15 protein-coding genes are annotated in these 16812 nt (G+C 71.5%); 9 read left to right on the top strand and 6 right to left on the bottom strand.

All coding sequences use genetic code 11. From position 1 onward, the window contains the following. Positions 1-150: 150 nt before the first annotated feature. A complete protein-coding gene (locus ACIPTO_RS42015; RefSeq protein WP_366323214.1) occupies positions 151-891 on the bottom strand; it encodes a GntR family transcriptional regulator in 741 nt (246 codons plus the stop codon). 247 nt (positions 892-1138) lie between these two features. Here ACIPTO_RS42015 and ACIPTO_RS42010 point away from each other — a divergent pair, with 247 nt between their 5' ends. The 5 genes from ACIPTO_RS42010 to ACIPTO_RS41990 are packed head-to-tail and all read left to right on the top strand — an operon-like array spanning position 1139 to position 6611. After that, positions 1139-2296, top strand: a complete 1158-nt coding sequence (locus ACIPTO_RS42010; RefSeq protein ID WP_366323216.1) for an extracellular solute-binding protein — start codon at positions 1139-1141, stop codon at positions 2294-2296. After that, the gene (locus tag ACIPTO_RS42005; protein ID WP_366323218.1) at positions 2293-3192 is read left to right on the top strand and encodes an ABC transporter permease subunit; all 900 of its coding nucleotides are present in this window, start codon (positions 2293-2295) and stop codon (positions 3190-3192) included. The genes ACIPTO_RS42010 and ACIPTO_RS42005 overlap by 4 nt, the downstream gene beginning before the upstream one ends. Further along, positions 3177-3995 (top strand): ABC transporter permease subunit, encoded by an 819-nt coding sequence (locus ACIPTO_RS42000; RefSeq protein WP_366323220.1) that lies wholly within the window; start codon positions 3177-3179, stop codon positions 3993-3995. The genes ACIPTO_RS42005 and ACIPTO_RS42000 overlap by 16 nt, the downstream gene beginning before the upstream one ends. Positions 3996-3998: 3 nt before the next feature. Next, positions 3999-5078, top strand: coding sequence for an ABC transporter ATP-binding protein (locus ACIPTO_RS41995; RefSeq protein WP_366323221.1), 1080 nt, complete (start codon positions 3999-4001; stop codon positions 5076-5078). A gap of 45 nt (positions 5079-5123) precedes the next feature. Next, the gene (locus ACIPTO_RS41990; RefSeq protein WP_401200931.1) at positions 5124-6611 is read left to right on the top strand and encodes an HAD-IA family hydrolase; all 1488 of its coding nucleotides are present in this window, start codon (positions 5124-5126) and stop codon (positions 6609-6611) included. Between the two features lie 11 nt (positions 6612-6622). Here the strand turns inward: ACIPTO_RS41990 and ACIPTO_RS41985 are convergent, their stop codons facing one another. Then, positions 6623-7498 (bottom strand): DUF1963 domain-containing protein, encoded by an 876-nt coding sequence (locus ACIPTO_RS41985; protein ID WP_401200928.1) that lies wholly within the window; start codon positions 7496-7498, stop codon positions 6623-6625. Positions 7499-7720: 222 nt separating this feature from the next. Here ACIPTO_RS41985 and ACIPTO_RS41980 point away from each other — a divergent pair, with 222 nt between their 5' ends. Both ACIPTO_RS41980 and ACIPTO_RS41975 read left to right on the top strand, forming a co-directional pair. After that, positions 7721-8509: a carbon-nitrogen hydrolase family protein gene (locus tag ACIPTO_RS41980; RefSeq protein WP_401200925.1), complete on the top strand. Its 789-nt coding sequence runs from the start codon at positions 7721-7723 to the stop codon at positions 8507-8509. A 53-nt stretch (positions 8510-8562) separates the two neighbouring features. Continuing rightward, entirely contained in the window at positions 8563-10275 is a 1713-nt protein-coding gene (locus tag ACIPTO_RS41975) for a flavin monoamine oxidase family protein (protein WP_401200922.1), read from the top strand. A 7-nt stretch (positions 10276-10282) separates the two neighbouring features. Here ACIPTO_RS41975 and ACIPTO_RS41970 read toward each other — a convergent pair whose 3' ends face one another. The 3 genes from ACIPTO_RS41970 to ACIPTO_RS41960 all read right to left on the bottom strand — a co-directional run bounded on the left by ACIPTO_RS41970 (position 10283) and on the right by ACIPTO_RS41960 (position 13462). Further along, the gene (locus tag ACIPTO_RS41970; protein WP_401200919.1) at positions 10283-11212 is read right to left on the bottom strand and encodes an LLM class F420-dependent oxidoreductase; all 930 of its coding nucleotides are present in this window, start codon (positions 11210-11212) and stop codon (positions 10283-10285) included. 87 nt (positions 11213-11299) lie between these two features. Beyond that, positions 11300-11986, bottom strand: coding sequence for a DUF5995 family protein (locus ACIPTO_RS41965; protein WP_401200916.1), 687 nt, complete (start codon positions 11984-11986; stop codon positions 11300-11302). Between the two features lie 75 nt (positions 11987-12061). Further along, a complete protein-coding gene (locus ACIPTO_RS41960) occupies positions 12062-13462 on the bottom strand; it encodes a uracil-xanthine permease family protein (protein ID WP_401200914.1) in 1401 nt (466 codons plus the stop codon). Positions 13463-13626: 164 nt separating this feature from the next. Between ACIPTO_RS41960 and ACIPTO_RS41955 the strand changes: the two genes are divergently transcribed. Both ACIPTO_RS41955 and ACIPTO_RS41950 read left to right on the top strand, forming a co-directional pair. After that, on the top strand, positions 13627-14892 hold the full coding sequence (locus tag ACIPTO_RS41955) for an alginate lyase family protein (RefSeq protein WP_401200911.1): 1266 nt from the start codon (positions 13627-13629) through the stop codon (positions 14890-14892). A 183-nt stretch (positions 14893-15075) separates the two neighbouring features. Beyond that, positions 15076-15534 carry a thioesterase family protein gene (locus ACIPTO_RS41950; protein ID WP_366323238.1) on the top strand — a complete coding sequence of 153 codons (459 nt, stop codon included), beginning with the start codon at positions 15076-15078 and terminating at the stop codon, positions 15532-15534. Here the strand turns inward: ACIPTO_RS41950 and ACIPTO_RS41945 are convergent. After that, positions 15494-16705 (bottom strand): MFS transporter, encoded by a 1212-nt coding sequence (locus tag ACIPTO_RS41945; RefSeq protein WP_366323240.1) that lies wholly within the window; start codon positions 16703-16705, stop codon positions 15494-15496. The two genes, ACIPTO_RS41950 and ACIPTO_RS41945, sit on opposite strands and share 41 nt — an antisense overlap. Positions 16706-16812: the final 107 nt, after the last annotated feature.

Here is a 16812-nt window from a genome sequence, read left to right as displayed (position 1 = left end):
AAAACCTGCTGATGTGCTGGACCGGCACCTGCACCACCTGCGGCCGCCCCCTCACCACCAGCAGAACCAGAACCTAACGAAGCACTACTAGGCCGTGTCCCGCGACCTGATCCGCCGGATCCGCCGGACAGGCCCTGGCCGCGGCGCGGGCTACTCCGCCGTCTTCCGGGCCAGCGCGTTGTTCCCTATCGAGTTGTGCACGCTGAAGCTCACCGCGTCCGACCGGTAACGGTCGTCCGACCACTCGACCGGACGCCCCTCGCGGGTGGTTGTGACCCGGCGGACCCGGAGCAGCGGGCTGGTCCTGCGGATGCCCAGCAGGTCCGCGTCCTGGGCGCCCGCCGCGACCGCGTCGATGACGTGCTCGCCGTAGGCGAAGACCAACCCCGTGTCGTCGTACAGGCGTTGGGTCACCGACGGGCACTCCGGCTCGATCGCCTCGACGGCGGGGGAGATCCAGTCGGCGTACACCGTCCGCTCCAGGAGGACCGGCTCGCCGTCCAGGCCGCGGACCCGCAGGACGTGCAACACCGGTGTCCCGGCGGCGAGTTGGAGGCGTACGGCGTCCTCGGCGGTGGCCGGCCGGTACTCCTGCGCGACCACGTGCCCGGTCGCCTCGCGCTCCATCGCGCGGGCCCATTCGGCGAAGCTGCGCAGTTCCGCGAAACTCTGGCTGCGCCGGCTCGCCAGCACCACCCGGCGGGCGCCCTGACGGGAGCCGATCAGCCCCTCCGCGGTGAGGGCCGCGACGGCCTGGCGCACCGTGCCGCGTGAGACGCCGTACTGCGCGGCGAGCTCCGTCTCCGCGGGCAGCAGGCTGCCGACTGTGTACTCCTCGCGGTCGATGGCTTTCCGCAGCTCGTCGGCGATCTCCTCGTGTCGCGCCGTCATGCTTCCCCTCTGAGTCGACAGCTGTGCACAGCGTGAGCAGCGTAGTCCAGTTCCCCCGGTGATCCGTGTCAGCCAGGAGTGTGCAGGGAATCAAGGGTCACGGTTTCGCCAATGTTTACGAACAAGACACCATCGCCGGGCGTACTGAGGCCAACTTGTTCAGACAAGTTCTGTCGGCAAGTTCGCTGCTTTCCTTCGTTCGTCCCTACGTTCCGCTCACACCCTCGTGCGCACCCCTGGAGAGACCGTGACCGTGTCCCCGCCGAGAAACGCCGTCCTGGGCGGCTCCCTCGCCGTCGTCGCCGCGCTCGCCCTGAGCGCCTGCGGAGCCGCTCCCGACAACGCGTCGTCCACCTCCGACGGCAAGAACGCCGCCACCGCCACCTCCGCCGCCGACCTCGGCGGCATGGACGCCCTGGTCAAGGCCGCCAAGAAGGAGGGGACGCTGCACATCATCGCGGTGCCCCGCGACTGGGCGAACTACGGCGCCATCATCGACGGCTTCACCAAGAAGTACGGCATCAAGATCACGGACGAGAACCCGGACGGCTCCAGCCAGGACGAGATCAACGCCGTGACCTCCCGCAAGGGCCAGGACCGGGCGCCCGATGTCCTCGACCTCGGCTCCTCCTTCGCGCTGAGCGCCGCCCAGCAGGGTCTGCTCGCGCCGTACAAGGTCGCCTCGTTCGACCAGATCCCCGAGGGCCAGAAGGACCCGAAGGGCCAGTGGTTCAACGACTACGGCGGCTACATCTCCATCGGCTGCGACGCCAAGCGCGTGAAGGTCTGCCCGACCACCTTCGCGGACCTGCTGAAGCCGCAGTACAAGGGCCAGGTCGCCCTCAACGGCAACCCCACCAAGTCCGGTTCGGCCTTCGGCGGCGTCTACGCGGCGGCGCTCGCCAACAAGGGCTCCTTCGACGACATCCAGCCCGGCCTGGACTTCTTCGCCAAGCTGAAGAAGAACGGCAACTACACGCCCGTCGAGTCCACCCCGGCCACCGTCGAGAAGGGCGAGACGCCCATCTCCATCGACTGGGACTACCTCAACGCCGGTTACGCCGACGAGTTCAAGTCCAAGGGCGTCGACTGGAAGGTCGCCATCCCGAGCGACGGCCAGTACGCGCAGTACTACTCGCAGGCCATCAACAAGGACGCCCCGCACCCGGCGGCCGCCCGCCTGTGGCAGGAGTACCTGTACAGCACCGAGGGCCAGAACCTGTGGCTCAAGGGGTACGCGCGTCCGGCGCTGATGACCACCATGGAGTCGGCCGGCACGCTCGACAAGGCCGCCGCCGCCAAGCTCCCCCAGGTCTCCGGCACGCCGTCCTTCCCGACCGAGGCCCAGCAGAGCAAGGCCAAGACCGTCATCGCGTCCGGCTGGGCGAAGGCCGTCTCCGGATGACGGCCACGCTCACGCGGGCCGACGTCGGCGCCGCCGCTTCCCCGAAGCGGCGGCGCCGCGTTCCCGGCTGGATCGCCGTGGTCCCGCTGCTCGTGTTCGTCGCGGTCGCCTTCGGGGTGCCCGCCGTCGCGATGCTGAACGGCGCCTTCACCGTCAAGAACCAGGCGACGGGCGCCACTTCGTACAGCACCGCCAACCTCACCGAGTCGCTGAAGGGCGCCTACCTCACCGCGCTGGTCGGCAGCGTCAAGCTGTCCGCGCTCTCGGCCGCGCTGGGCACCCTGCTCGGGCTGCCGCTCGCGCAGGTCGTCGTCACCTCCCGCTTCCGCGCGCTGCGCGAGGCCGTCCTCACCGCCTCCGGCGTCCTCGCCAACTTCGGCGGTGTCCCCCTCGCCTTCGCGTTCGTCGCCACCCTCGGCAACGCCGGTGTGCTGACGACCCACTTGGGCCTCAAGGACAAGGGCTGGGACCTCTACAGCTTCTCCGGCCTGGTCCTCGTCTACCTGTACTTCCTCATCCCGCTGATGGTCCTCACCATCACCCCCGCCCTGGAGGGCCTGCGCACCCAGTGGCGCGAGGCCGCCGCGAACAACGGCGCCACCGGCGTGCAGTACTGGCGGCACGTCGCCCTGCCGGTGCTGCTGCCCTCGCTGCTCGGCGGGTTCGTCCTCCTCTTCGGCAGCGCGTTCGCCGCGTACGCCACCGCCGCGGCCATGGTGGGCAGTTCGATCCCGCTGGTCACCCTCCAGATCGCCGACGCCATCTCCGGCAACGTGCTGGTCGGCCAGGAGAACGTGGCCCTCGCCCTCAGCCTCGACATGGTCCTGGTCGCGGGTGTGGTCATGGCCGTGTATCTGCCCCTGCAACGACGGAGCGCGCGATGGCTGGACGCCTGAACCTCTGGCGGTGGGTCGTCCTCGGCCTCGCCGCCCTGTACTTCCTGGTCCCGCTCGCCGCGTCCGTGGTCTTCACCGTCGACGTGCCCGGCGAGGGCGTCACCTTCGACGCCTACACCAAGATCATCTCCACCGCGGGCTTCACCTCCAGCCTGGTGCTCTCGCTGGAGCTCGCCGCCGCCACCATCGCCGTCGTACTGCTCCTGATGGTCCCGGCCATGGTCGCGCTGCGGCTCGGCGCGCCCCGGCTGCGCCCGGTCGTCGAGGTGATCTGCTCGCTGCCGCTGGTGGTGCCGCCGATCGCGTTCGTCGCCGGCATCGCCACCGTCCTGAAGTGGGGCCCCGACTACCTCTCGCGCACCCCGCTCTTCCAGACCTTCGTCGCCATCCAGAACCCGGACTTCCCGTTCATCCTGGTCCTCGCCTACGTCGTGATGGCGCTGCCGTTCGTCTACCGGGCGCTGGACTCGGGGCTCCGCGCCATCGACGTGAAGACCCTCGTCGAGGCCGCCCGCAGCTGCGGCGCGAACTGGCCGCAGGCCCTCGTGCGGACCGTGCTGCCCAATCTGCGCGGCGCGCTGCTCAACGCCTCCTTCCTCACGCTGGCTCTGGTGCTGGGCGAGTTCACCGTGGCCCAACTGCTCGGCTTCCAGCCCTTCGCCGTGTGGATCTACAGCGTCGGCGGGTCCAACGCCCAGCTCTCCGTCGCCGTCTCCGTGCTCAGCCTGGTCGTCACCTGGGCACTCCTCCTCACGCTCGCCGGTGTCGGCGGGCGCGACAAAACCGCTTCGTCCCGGGGATGAACCATGACCGCCACCACGCTTGAGAAGACCACCACGGACCAGGCCGCCACCGTCGAATTCCGGAGCCTGCGCCGGGAGTTCGGCCCCACGGTCGCCCTCGACGGACTCGACCTGACCGTCCGCCCCGGCGAGTTCCTGGCCCTGCTCGGCCCGTCCGGCTGCGGCAAGACCACCGCCCTGCGCATGCTCGCCGGCTTCGAACACCCCACCTCCGGCGAGGTACTGGTCGACGGCAAGGACGTCACCGACGTGCCCGCGCACCGCCGCGACGCCGGGATGGTCTTCCAGTCGTACAGCCTCTTCCCGCATCTCAACGCGCTCGACAACGTCGCCTTCGGCCTGCGTATGCGCAAGGTCCGCACAGCCGAACGGCGGTCCCGCGCGGCCGAGTTGCTCGACCTCGTCGGGCTCGGCGACAAGGGCGAGCGCTTCCCGCACCAGCTCTCCGGCGGCCAGCAGCAGCGCGTCGCCCTGGCCCGCGCGCTCGCCCTGCGCCCGCGCGTGCTGCTCCTGGACGAACCGCTGTCGGCGCTCGACGCCAAGGTCCGGCTGTCCCTGCGCGAGGAGATCCGCCGCCTCCAGCAGGAACTCGGCATCACCACCCTCTTCGTGACACACGATCAGGAAGAGGCCCTGTCCATAGCCGACCGGGTCGCCGTCATGCGCGCCGGACGGCTCGAACAGTGCGCCGCCCCGGCCGAGTTGTACGGCCGCCCGGCGACCCCGTTCGTCGCCGAGTTCGTCGGCACGATGAGCCGCCTCCCGGGCCGGCTCACCGACGGTACGGTCGAAGTCCTCGGCCAGCGGCTCCCGGTCGACGGCGCGGCACCGGCCGGACCCGAGGTCGACGTGCTGGTACGTCCCGAGGCGATCGACGTCCGCGCCGACGAGACCGGCGACGCGCGAGTCGTCGCAACCGCCTTCCTAGGCGCGGTCGTTCGCGTCACCGTACGGCTCGGCGACGACACCGAGGTCAAGGCCGACCTGCCCACGCACGAGGCGACCGCCCTGGGCGCCGGAGCCGCCGTACGCGTGTCGCTGCCCGAGCGGCCGGTACTCGTGGCGGACCGCATCAACCCGTAGGGCCCGAGACACAGGGCCCACGTGCCCGTAGTGAAAGAGAGAAACGTGACCCCCCACACCCAACTCCCGCTCCAGGCCGTCCTGTTCGACATGGACGGAACGCTCGTCGACACCGAGCGGCTGTGGTGGGAGGCGGTGGAGCAGGTCGCGGGCAGGGCCCTGACGGACGCGGACCAGCCGGAGGTGCTCGGCCGCCCCGTCGAGCACACGGCCGACTGGCTCGCCCGGGCCACGGGCACCCCGGCGGCGGACCTCGCGGCCCTGCTGCACCGGGAGTTCGCCACCCGCGTCCGCACCGGCATCGTGCCCCGCCCCGGCGCGCTCGACCTGCTCGACGCCCTCGCCCGTGACGGCGTCCCCACGGCGCTCGTCACCGCCTCCCCGCGCGCGGTCGCCGACACCGTCCTCGACGCCCTCGGCGCGAGCCGGTTCGCGGTCTCCGTCACCGCCGACGACACCGGGCCCACCAAGCCCGCCCCCGACCCCTACCTCGCCGCCTGCCGTGCCCTCGGCGTCGACCCGGCGGCCTGCGTGGCCGTGGAGGACACCCAGACCGGTGTCAGCTCCGCCGAGGCGGCCGGCTGCGCGGTCCTCGCGGTGCCCTCGCTCGCCCCGATCGACACGGCGCCCGGCCGGACCGTACGGGACAGTCTCGTCGGGATCACCCCGGCCGCGCTGCGCGCGATGGTGACGCACCGGCCGCCGCACGAGCTGCGGGTGCTGAGCTGGAATCTCTGGCTCGGCGGCAGCAAGGTCGACGACCACCGCACCAAGCAGCTGAAGGTCATCGCGGAGACCGGCGCGGACGTGGTCGGCCTCCAGGAGACCGGCGGCACGGCGGCGGAGGAACTCGCCGAGGCGCTCGGCTGGCACCACCACCGGGCGGGCGAGAACCTCGGCGTCATCAGCCGCCACCCCATCACCGCCCGCTTCGGCGACCCGGACGTCGGCTTCTACGGCGCGGCCGGCGTCCGGATCGCCGTGGCGGAGGGCCGCGAGGTCGACCTGTGGACCTGCCACCTCCACTACACGCCCTACGGCCCCTACGAGTCGGCGTTCGACGGGCTCCCGGCCGCGGAGCTGATCGCCCACGAGGGCGTTCGGCTCGCCCAGATGCGGGACGCGCTCGGGCGGATCGCGGAGGCGGGCGACGACGCGGTGCCCGTCGTGCTGGTCGGTGACTTCAACTGCCCCTCGCATCTCGACCGGCCGGATGTGGACTGGCCGGTGACCAGGGCGGCGGCGGACGCTGGGCTGCGGGACTCCTACCGGGAGGTTCATCCGGACCCGGTCGCCGAGCCCGGGCACACCTGGTCGCCGATCCATCCGGTGCACGAGGACGGCAGCGGGCGTGCCGAGCCGCAGGACCGGATCGACTACGTCCTGTACCGGGGACTGACCGTGCTGGACTCCCGGACCGTCGTGGTCGGCACGCCCGCCCCGTGGCCGGATGTGGCCGGCAACTGCTGGCCGTCCGACCACGCGGCCGTCCTCACGGTGTTCGCGGTGCCCCGCGCCGCTTCGGGACGCTGAACTCAGAGGGTTCAGGGGTTCCAGAAGAACGACGCGTGTGCGCGGTCGAAGCGGTGCTCGGCGAGGTCCTGGCGCGGGACGACCCAGTGCAGGGTGGAGCCCTCACGGCCGGTGAGGCCGATGTCCCACTGGGCCAGGAGGGTCCACTCGCCGGGGGCGGGCAGTTCCGCGCTGTCGCCCCGGTGCCGGCGTGCCTCCTCCGCGTCCGCCGCGGCGTCCGCGACCGGGTCCGTCTCCGTGCACTCGTGGAAGGCGTACCCGCCGATGCGCAGGGGCCCGTCCACGACGATGCCGCCGCAGGTCTCGTGCCAGACCTCGGCCAGGTCCCAGGCGCGGGGATGGCCGGGAAGCGTGATCGTCTCCCCGCCGGGCTCCGGGGACGGGGCCAGGAAGTGGTGCGGCAGGGAGACGTCGGGTGCCAGCCGCAGTTCCTCCCGCGGGAACTGCTCGTGGAGGGCGAGCGCGTCGGTGGCGTCGAAGCCGTCGCGCTCCTCGCCGAAGACGTGGGGACACCTCGTGTTCCGCTCCTCGACGGGTGTTCCCTCAGGGATGTGCATGACCTCGCCGGCCGTGCCGCCGTAGTACGTCATCTCGGGGAAGCCGAAGGGCAGCAGGCGGCCGTCGGGCGGCAGCCGGAGGCCGGTCGTCTCCTCGGGGAGGGCCGCGCAGTCGAGGGTGGCGAGCAGCGGGAACCAGGGGTCGGGCGCGTCGGCGGGCAGCATGAGCGGCCCGCCGAACCGGCCGACGACCGGCCCGTCCCCGCCGGTCACGAGGGTCGCGGACGGACGGGCCAGGGCGATCCACCGCTCGACGTCCTCGGGCGGTATACCGCGCCCCAGTGCCTCCGCGCGGAAGGGCGCGAGCCGGTCGGCCAGGTCAGGATTCATGGGCGGAAACCTACGCCCGGGGCCGGACGGCCGGTTCCCCGCACCGGAGACGGCCGCACGCACCGGGCGCGCAACGAATCGCCGTCCCGCCCGTCCCGCACGCAACGAACAGCTCACGGGCGCGCAACAGCTCCTTCTTGTCCGGCCCGGCCCCCGGCCGTACCGTCTAGGTGGGCCCCGATAGGTGGCTCTTCGACCTTTTCGTACCGGTGAGGACCACGCATGCGCACCGCCCTGCTCCAGAGCTCCGGCCGCCCCGGCTCCGTCGTCGAGAACCTCAAGGTCCTCGACGAGGCAGCGGGCCGCGCCGCGGCCGGCGGTGCCGGGCTGCTGGCCGCGCCGGAGATGTTCCTCACCGGGTACGCGATCGGCGACGCCGTCGACCGCCTCGCCGAGCCCGCCGACGGCGACTCCGCCGACACCGTCGCCGAGATCGCTGGCCGCCACGGACTCGCCATCGCCTACGGCTACCCCGAACGCGACGGCGGGTCCGTGTACAACTCGGCCCAGCTCATCTCCGCCGACGGCACCCGCCTCGCCAACTACCGCAAGACACACCTCTTCGGCGACTTCGAGCGCGCCCACTTCGCACCGGGCGAACAGCCGGTGGTCCAGGCCGAGTTGGCCGGCCTGACCGTCGGCCTGATGATCTGCTACGACGTCGAGTTCCCGGAGCCCGTCCGCGCCCATGCGCTGGCCGGCACCGACCTGCTCCTCGTCCCGACGGCGAACATGCACCCGTTCGAGTTCGTCGCCGAGTCCCTCGTCCCGGTGCGGGCCTGGGAGAACCAGATGTACGTGGCGTACGTCAACCGCATCGGTCAGGAAGGGGAGTTCGAGTTCTTCGGCCTCTCCGCGCTGGCCGGACCCGACGGAGTCGCGCGCACCCGCGCGGGACGCGGCGAGGATCTCCTCCTGGCCGACCTCGACCCCGGGTTCCTGGCCGGCTCCCGTGCGGCCAACCCCTATCTGACGGACCGTCGCCCCGGCCTCTACGGGTCCTTGTCCTGAACTCCCCCTGCCTTCCCCGTACTTGTTCCTGTTCCGCTAGGAGTCCGTACCCCATGACGTCCACGGTGCCCACCGCCGTCCAGCACGCCGACGAGCGACAGCCGCCGATCACCATGTTCGGGCCGGACTTCCCGTACGCGTACGACGACTTCCTCGCCCACCCGGCGGGCCTCGGCCAGATACCCGCGACCGAGCACGGCACCGAAGTCGCGGTGATCGGCGGCGGGTTGTCCGGCATCGTGGCCGCCTACGAACTGATGAAGATGGGCCTCAGGCCCGTCGTCTACGAGGCCGACCAGATCGGCGGCCGGCTGCGGACCGTCGGCTTCGACGGATGCGACCCCTCCCTCACCGCCGAGATGGGCGCGATGCGCTTCCCGCCCTCCTCGACCGCCCTGCAGCACTACATCGACCTGGTGGGCCTGGAGACCCGGCCGTTCCCCAACCCCCTCGCGGAGGCGACCCCTTCGACCGTCGTCGACCTCAAGGGCGAGTCCCACTACGCGACCACCGTCGACGACCTCCCGCAGGTCTACCGCGACGTGATGCACGCCTGGAACGCCTGCCTCGAAGAGGGCGCCGACTTCTCCGACATGAACCGCGCCATGCGCGAACGCGACGTCCCGCGCATCCGCGAGATCTGGTCCGAGCTCGTCGAGAAACTCGACAACCAGACCTTCTACGGCTTCCTCTGCGACTCCGAGTCCTTCACGTCCTTCCGGCACCGCGAGATCTTCGGCCAGGTCGGCTTCGGCACCGGCGGCTGGGACACCGACTTCCCGAACTCCATCCTGGAGATCCTGCGCGTCGTCTACACCGAGGCCGACGACCACCACCGCGGCATCGTCGGAGGTTCCCAGCAACTCCCGCTCCGCCTCTGGGACCGCGAGCCGCAGAAGATCGTCCACTGGCCCTACGGCACCTCGCTCGCGTCCCTGCACGTGAACGGCGAACCCCGCCCGGCCGTGACCCGGCTGCACCGCACCGCCGGCAACGGCATCACGGTGACGGACGCGAACGGCGACATCCGCACCTACCGGGCGGCCATCTTCACCGCCCAGTCCTGGATGCTGCTCTCGAAGATCGCCTGCGACGACTCGCTCTTCCCGATCGACCACTGGACCGCGATCGAGCGCACCCACTACATGGAGAGCTCCAAGCTCTTCGTCCCGGTCGACCGGCCGTTCTGGCTCGACGAGGCCGTCGACGACAGGGGACGTCCGACCGGGCGGGACGTCATGTCGATGACCCTCACCGACCGGATGACGCGCGGGACCTATCTCCTCGACGACGGCCCCGACAAGCCCGCCGTCATCTGCCTCTCGTACACGTGGTGCGACGACAGCCTCAAGTGGCTGCCGCTGTCCGCCAACGAGCGGATGGAGGTCATGCTGAAGTCGCTCGGCGAGATCTACCCGAACGTCGACATCAGGAAGCACATCATCGGCAGCCCGGTGACCGTGTCCTGGGAGAACGAGCCTTATTTCATGGGCGCGTTCAAGGCCAACCTGCCCGGCCACTACCGCTACCAGCGGCGCCTGTTCACCCACTTCATGCAGGACCGGCTGCCCGCGGACAAGCGGGGCGTCTTCCTCGCGGGCGACGACATCTCCTGGACGGCCGGCTGGGCCGAGGGCGCCGTCCAGACCGCGCTGAACGCGGTCTGGGGCGTCATGCACCAGCTGGGCGGCGCGACCGACCCGACGAACCCCGGCCCCGGGGACGTCTACGACGAGATCGCGCCGGTCGAACTCCCCGAGGACTGAGGGGAGTTCAGATCCCGGCCGCGCGTGCCTTCTCGTACAGCTCCGCGGCGACGTCCTTGAGTTCCTGGGCGTCCCGGGTCCCGGTCTGGAGCTCGACGAAGATCTCGTCGAGGCCGACCTCGGCATGTGCGGCGAGGTCCTCCACGATCTGGTCGACGCTGCCCTGGAAGGGGCTGCGGCCGGGGCCGTCGAAGGGCTTGGCGGTGTAGGTCAGGTTGGTGCGCAGGACCGTCCGGATCGGTGCCGTGCGTCCGCGCTCGGCGGCCAGCTCCCGCAGCTCGCGCCACTGCGCGGCGAGCGCCTCGGCGCCCATGCCGACCGGCATCCAGCCGTCGGCGTGGTCGACCAGCCGCCGCTGGGCCTTCGGGCCGATCGCCGCGAGCAGGACGGGGATGGGCCGGGCGGGCTTGGGGCCGACCACCGCCGAGGCGATCTTCGTCGACCGGCCGTCGTACGACACCGGGTCGGGGCCCCACACGGCGCGGCACACCTCGATCACCTCGTCCAGGACCTGGCCGCGCTCCGCGAACGGCCGTGCCGACGCTGCCGCGTACTCGTCGTGGGACCAGCCCGTGCCGAGACCCGCGACCACGCGCCCGCCGCTCGCCGCGTCCAACGAGGCGAGGGCCTTGGCCAGTTGGAACGGCACGTGCAGGGGCGCCACCAGCACGCTGGTGCCCAGACGGGCCCGCTCGGTGGCCGCGGCGGCGAGCGTGAGGGTGACCAGCGGCTCGGCCACACCGCGGTAGTGGTCGGGCCAGGGCACGCCCTCCATGTTGTACAGACCCTGGGTGGCGGGCTCGGGGAACAGGGCGCGCTCGAAGACCCACAGGCTGTCGTAGCCGATCTCCTCGGCGGCCCGGGCCACGTCGGGCACGTCCTTGCCGAGGTCGTACCAGTGCAGCTGGGGGAGACCGAGTCCGAGGGGGGTCGTCATGCCCTGTGCTCCTTCGCCGAGGTCAGTTGTATGCGAACGTACAACTTTCACAAGGGAGTTGACGGCCCACGGCGGAAGCTGTCCGGATCAGTCCGGCAGTGGCGTGAGCAGCATGCGTCCCGCGAGCCCCACCGCCGCGTCCAGGCGTTCGGTGAACTCCTCGGCGACATCGGGCAGTCCGCGCAGCGCCCACAGTGCCCGCGCCGCCGTCCAGGTCGCCTCCCGGGCGCGCTCCAGGCTCCACGAGCCGAGCAGATGGGTGAGCGGATCGGCGATCTGGAACAGGTCGGGCCCCGGCATCAGTTCCTCCCGGATGCGCTCCTCCAGCGACACGAGGAGATCGCCCACGCGGTCGAACTCGTCCTCCAGCTCGGCCGGTTCGCAGTCGAGCGTGCGACAGGCGTCCACCACGGCGAGCGCGAGGTCGTGGCCGATGTGCGCGTTGATGCCCGACAGGGCGAACTGCAGCGGCCGTACGCCGGGATGGCGGCGGAGCTGGAACAGCGGGCGCCAACAGGCGGGCGGACGGCGCCCGTTGGCCGCCGCGTCCACGGCCGCGAGGTACCGCTCCGCGAACCGTACGTCCAGCGTGACCGCGGCCCGCGCGTCGGCGAACCGGCCGGCCTCGACGCCCCGGTCGACGGCCTCCGTGACGGCGAGATAGACCCGGTTGAACACCGCGACCCCGTCCCGCGCGGGAAGTTGCCCGTCGAGCGCGCGCAGCCGGGAGAGGACGATGTCCACGGGTGTGCTGATGTGTGCCAATTGCCCCATGGGGGCAGCGTCCCAGCCCCGGACCGGCCGAGGTGCCGCCGGGCCCGGCACTTCCCCAGAACGGGGGAACGGCGGTCAGCCGGTCCGGGGCGTCGGGCCGTCGCCGGGGGAGTCGTACGACGACGTCCCCTCGTCCAGCAGCGGTCGCTCCGGCTTGAGGTGGGCGGGCGCGAAGCAGCGCAGGGCGTGGTAGCCGGTGATGACGACGAGCGTGCCGAGCGCGATACCGCTGAGGGTGAAGTTGTCGGTGAACTTGATCGAGACACCGCCGACGCCGATGATGACGCCCGCGGCGGCCGGTACCAGGTTCAGCGGATTGCGCAGATCCACACCGGAGTTGAGCCAGATCTGCGCGCCCAGCAGGCCGATCATGCCGTAGAGGATGACGGTGATCCCGCCGAGGACGCCGCCCGGGATCGCGGCCACGACCGCGCCGAACTTGGGGCAGAGGCCGAAGAGGAGGGCGAAGCAGGCGGCGGCCCAGTAGGCGGCGGTGGAGTAGACGCGGGTCGCGGCCATCACGCCGATGTTCTCGGAGTAGGTGGTGTTGGGCGGGCCGCCGACGGCGGTCGACAGCATCGACGCGACACCGTCCGCCGAGATCGCGGTGCCGAGCCTGTCGTCGAGCGGGTCGCCGGTCATCTCGCCGACCGCCTTGACGTGTCCGGCGTTCTCGGCGACCAGCGCGATCACCACCGGCAGGGCGACCAGGATCGCCGACCACTGGAACGTCGGCCCGTGGAAGGACGGCAGCCCGACCCAGTCGGCCCCGCCGACCCCGGAGAGGTCCAGGCGCCAGTGGTCGGTGACCTTGCCGCTCGCGCTCATCGAGTGGATGCGGCCGAAGATCCGGTCGAAGGCCCACGAGACGCCGTAGCCGAAGACCAGGCCCAGGAAGATCGCGACGCGGGAGAGGAAACCACGCAGACAGACGACGGCCAGACCGGTGAACGCCATGACCAGCAGGGCCGTCCACTGGTCCTGCGGCCAGTACGTGGCGGCGGTGACCGGGGCGAGGTTGAAGCCGATCAGCATGACCACCGCGCCGGTGACGATCGGTGGCATCGCGGCATGGATGATCCGCGCCCCGAACCGCTGCACCGCGACCCCGACCAGGAACAGCACGACGCCGACGACGAACACCGCACCGGTGACCGTCGCGCTCGTCCCGCCCTGCGCCCGGATCACCGCGGCCACGCCCACGAAGGAGAGCGAGCAGCCGAGGTAGCTGGGCACCCGGCCCCGGGTCGCCAGCAGGAAGATCACGGTCGCGACGCCGGACATCATGATCGCGAGGTTGGGGTCGAGGCCCATGAGGACCGGGGCCACGAACGACGCGCCGAACATGGCCACCACGTGCTGGGCGCCGAGCCCGATCGTGCGCGGCCAGGAGAGCCGTTCGTCGGGGCGGACGACCGCTCCGGGCGCGGGCGTCCGCCCGTCACCGTGCAGCTTCCAGCGCACGCCGAGGTCCATGGTGGGGTTCGCTTTCTCTGCGGCGGAGTCCGGCTAGCGGAAATCGCTAGCTGAATTCCGTCCATCTGAAGACGGTCCGGACCATTGTCAGGGGTACCTCGGGGTTCTACGCTCGCACGGTTCCACTCATGAACTGCGTTCATATATCTGATCGGAGTTGATCGGTGAGTAGAAGACCCCGACTGAGTGTTCTGCTGGTGGCCGCGGCGACCCTGACAGCCCTGTTCGCCCCCTCCGCCGCCGCGCACACGGCGCCGGCCGCCCCCAGGACCGCCGTCCTCGACGGCACCCGCCTCCAGCAGACCAAGCTCCGCCTGGACCGCGGCGATCCCCAACTCCGTCGCGCGCTCAGGCAGTTGACGGCCCGCGCCGACAACTGGCTGGACCAGGGCCCCTGGACGGTCGTCGACAAGCCGAAACCCGCTCCCGGAGGGGACGTTCACGAGTACCTGAGCCAGGCCCCGTACTGGTGGCCCACGACCACCCCGACCGCCGACAACCCCTGGGGCTGCCCCTACGTCCAGCGCGACGGGCAGCGCAACCCCGAGGTCGACACGGGGACCGACCGCCAGGACGTGGAGAAGGTCTTCGACTCGACGTACGACCTCGCGCTCGCCTGGTACTACACCAGCGACAGGCGCTACGCCCACAAGGCCGACCAGGTCCTGCGCACCTGGTTCCTCGACCCGGCCACCAGGATGAACCCCAACCTGGACCACGCCCAGTTCATCCCCTGCAAGTACGACGGCCGGGCCATCGGCATCATCGACTTCTCCCAGTCGTACACCAGCGTCGTCGACGCCGTCGCGATCCTCGGCACCGGCGCCCCCGCCTGGACGAGCAACGACCGCAGGGCGATGGCCGGTTGGAACGCCGACTTCCTCGGCTGGCTCAGGAACAGCGCCTTCGGCAAGGAGGAGGGCGCCGCCGCCAACAACCACGGCACCTTCTACGACATGGAGTTGGCCGCCCTCGCCTACGCGACCGGCGACACGGCACTGGCCCGGCGGACCGTGCTGGACGCGCGGGCCAAGCGCATCGACCCGCAGATCGCGGGCGACGGCAGCCAGCCGCAGGAACTCGCCCGGACCCGGAGCTGGCACTACTCGACCTTCGACCTGGTCGCCTACACCCGGCTCGCCGCCATCGGCCGGCATGTCGGCGTGAACCTGTGGACCTATCAAGGTCCGGACGGGCAGGGCCTGTTGAAGGCGGTCGACTATCTGCTGCCCGCCGCGACCGGGGCCGCCGCGTGGCCGCACCCGGAGCTGGAGTTCTACCGGTACGCGGCGAGCGACGTCGTCCACGCGGCGGCCGACGCGGGCGACCCCCGGGCGAAGGCGGCCGTACCGAAGCTGGAGGCGCCGCCCGGCGGTGACCTGTGGGCGCTGCGCCCGGCGGCCGAGCAGCTGGACTCGATCGCCGGCTGATCCGCCGCCCTAGGCCCGCTCCTCGGGCCTGCTCCGCGGGCCTGGCGCGCAAGCCCACTCCGCGGATCCATCCTGTGGCCCGTCTGACCAGGGCCTTCCCGACAGGGGCTCCTGAGCGGTCGCTTAGAATGGGGCGTCCCCACAGTCTCCACCGTCCCACCAGCACCGCTCGGGAGTCCCGCCGTGACCGTCGACAGCCCGCCCGCCACCGCCGTGTCCCACGGCCGACTCGTCCCGGTCACCGTCCACTTCGACGACCTCGACGCGCTCGGCATGCTGCACAACGCCCGCTACCCGCTGCTCGTCGAGCGCGCCTGGACCGAGCTGTGGCAGCAGCACGGTGTCCGCTTCGACGGCGACTGGGCGACCGCCGGTGACGCCTGCAACGTGGTCAAGGAACTGCTGATCAGCTACGAGGCACCGGTCACCAGGACGGGCCCGTACGCCGTGCACCTCTGGCTGGACCGGCTCGGCACCACCGGACTGACGTACGGCTTCCGGTTCTGCTCGGCGGACGGGACGACGACGTACGCCACCGGGACCCGGGTACTGGTCCGGCTGGACGCGGGCACCCTGCGTCCCGCGCCCTGGAGCGCGGAGTTCAGGGCCGTGGGCCGGACACTGCTGCGCTCGGCGGACTGACCTTCGGGCGGTCCCGGTCGCCCGCGCGCAGCACACCCGCGAAGACCGCGAGGCCACCCGCCAACACCGTGACCAGGCAGAACGACACGACCAGGCTCGTGGCCTGCGCCACCCCGCCGATCAGGCTGGGCGCGATCAGCCCCGAGGTGTAGGTGATCGTCGCGACGCCCGCGATGGCCTGGCTCGGGTTGGGGCCGCTGCGGCCCGCCGCCGCGAAGCACAGCGGGACGACCACCGCGATGCCGAGGCCGAGCAGGGCGAAGCCCCCCATGGCCAGCACCGGGTTGTCCGCCAGGACGATCAGCAGCCCGCCGCCCACGGCCAGCAGCCCGCCCGCGCGGACCGTGCGCACCGAGCCGAAGCGGTTCACCACCGCGTCGCCGACCAGCCGGGCCACCGCCATCGTCAGCATGAAGCCGGTCGTCGAGGCCGCCGCGAGACCGGCCGACGTGTCCAACTGGTCGCGCAGGAACACCGCCGACCAGTCCAGGCTCGCCCCCTCCGCGAACACCGCGCAGAAGCCCACCGCGCCGATGAGCAGCGCGGACTTCGGCGGCAGCGTGAACCGGGGCGGTGCCTCCTCGGCCACGCCCGGGGGGATGTCGAGCACCCAGTGGCAGGCACCGACGCCGAGCGCGGTGAGGATCAGGGCCGCGATGAGGTGGTGCACGCGCGCGTCCGAGCCGAGGTGCGCGGCGAGCGTGCCGCCCGCCGAACCGATCAGGGCGCCCGCGCTCCACATGCCGTGCAGGCTCGACATGATCGACTTGTCGAGGAGGCGCTCGATCTCGACGCCGAGCGCGTTCATGGCGACGTCGGCCATGCCCGCGCTCGCGCCGTACGTGAACATCGCCAGGCACAGGGTGACCAGGTTCGGCGCGAGCGCGGGCAGCACCAGCGACAGGGTCCACAGGGCGATCAGCCCGCGCAGCGCCGCGCGGCTGCCGAAGCGGTGGGTGATCCAGCCGGCCAGCGGCATCGAGCAGGACGCGCCGAACGCCCCGAAGGCGAGGGCGAATCCGAGCCAGCCGGCGGCGACGTGCGCGTGGTCCTGGATCCACGGCACCCGGGTCGCGAACGAGCCGGTGACCGCGCCGTGCACGGCGAAGACGGCCGCCACGGCGTACCGGGCACGCTTCACCTCGTGTCGGTCGTAGACCACTTCGCTCATCGTCCGGCCCCTCCAGCTGGGTCGTGTCCCGCTCGGCTGTTCCGCGGTGGCACTCGTTCCCACTCGCGCGGCGTAAACTATCAGGAACCCTGCCTGATAGATAGAGA

The sequence above is a fragment of the Streptomyces sp. NPDC090083 genome (assembly GCF_044747445.1).
In the GTDB taxonomy this organism is placed as follows: Bacteria; Actinomycetota; Actinomycetes; order Streptomycetales; family Streptomycetaceae; genus Streptomyces.
This window is presented reverse-complemented; position numbering and strand designations above follow the sequence as displayed.

What these genes read in the sequence shown, in the direction of transcription:
- ACIPTO_RS42015 (WP_366323214.1), bottom strand. Translation starts at nt 891, where the DNA reads ATGACGGCGCGACACGAGGAGATCGCCGACGAGCTGCGGAAAGCCATC.
- ACIPTO_RS42005 (WP_366323218.1), top strand. Translation starts at nt 2,293, where the DNA reads ATGACGGCCACGCTCACGCGGGCCGACGTCGGCGCCGCCGCTTCCCCG.
- ACIPTO_RS42000 (WP_366323220.1), top strand. Translation starts at nt 3,177, where the DNA reads ATGGCTGGACGCCTGAACCTCTGGCGGTGGGTCGTCCTCGGCCTCGCC.
- ACIPTO_RS41995 (WP_366323221.1), top strand. Translation starts at nt 3,999, where the DNA reads ATGACCGCCACCACGCTTGAGAAGACCACCACGGACCAGGCCGCCACC.
- ACIPTO_RS41985 (WP_401200928.1), bottom strand. Translation starts at nt 7,498, where the DNA reads ATGAATCCTGACCTGGCCGACCGGCTCGCGCCCTTCCGCGCGGAGGCA.
- ACIPTO_RS41980 (WP_401200925.1), top strand. Translation starts at nt 7,721, where the DNA reads ATGCGCACCGCCCTGCTCCAGAGCTCCGGCCGCCCCGGCTCCGTCGTC.
- ACIPTO_RS41975 (WP_401200922.1), top strand. Translation starts at nt 8,563, where the DNA reads ATGACGTCCACGGTGCCCACCGCCGTCCAGCACGCCGACGAGCGACAG.
- ACIPTO_RS41970 (WP_401200919.1), bottom strand. Translation starts at nt 11,212, where the DNA reads ATGACGACCCCCCTCGGACTCGGTCTCCCCCAGCTGCACTGGTACGAC.
- ACIPTO_RS41965 (WP_401200916.1), bottom strand. Translation starts at nt 11,986, where the DNA reads ATGGGGCAATTGGCACACATCAGCACACCCGTGGACATCGTCCTCTCC.
- ACIPTO_RS41960 (WP_401200914.1), bottom strand. Translation starts at nt 13,462, where the DNA reads ATGGACCTCGGCGTGCGCTGGAAGCTGCACGGTGACGGGCGGACGCCC.
- ACIPTO_RS41945 (WP_366323240.1), bottom strand. Translation starts at nt 16,705, where the DNA reads ATGAGCGAAGTGGTCTACGACCGACACGAGGTGAAGCGTGCCCGGTAC.